Below are 295 nucleotides of genomic sequence, written 5' to 3'. Positions count from 1 at the left end.
CTATGGCGCCTGGCGCTGGAAGAACAGGATGGCGTGCGGGTGGTGGAGTCGGACGAGCTGCGCAAGCTCGGTAAATAAATAAAGACGAACACGGAACCCCATGTGGGAGGGGGCTTGCCCCCGATAGCGGAGTGTCAGTCGCTGAAGATATTGACTGGACTACCGCCGTCGGGGGCAAGCCCCCTCCCACATTGGTTTTATGGTGTTGTTGAGAATTGCGTTACAGGCCGCCGGTGGCGTTGAAGCCGACGCCCAGCACGGTCAACAACGACAGTGGCAACAGCAGCGTATCGAG

General features: G+C 59.3%; 2 pseudogenes. One reads left to right on the top strand and one right to left on the bottom strand.

From position 1 onward, the window contains the following. Positions 1-78 (top strand): annotated as a pseudogene (locus tag EE949_RS28965) (oxidoreductase); the annotation flags it as partial. Positions 79-220: 142 nt separating this feature from the next. On the opposite strand, the pseudogene EE949_RS28960 reads toward EE949_RS28965, so the two are convergent. Next, a pseudogene (locus tag EE949_RS28960) lies at positions 221-295 on the bottom strand (YceK/YidQ family lipoprotein); the annotation flags it as partial.

Source organism: Pseudomonas viridiflava (assembly GCF_900602065.1).
Taxonomy (GTDB): domain Bacteria; phylum Pseudomonadota; class Gammaproteobacteria; order Pseudomonadales; family Pseudomonadaceae; genus Aquipseudomonas.
Note: the sequence above shows the minus strand (reverse complement) of the source record. Positions and strands in the feature narration are given on the sequence as shown.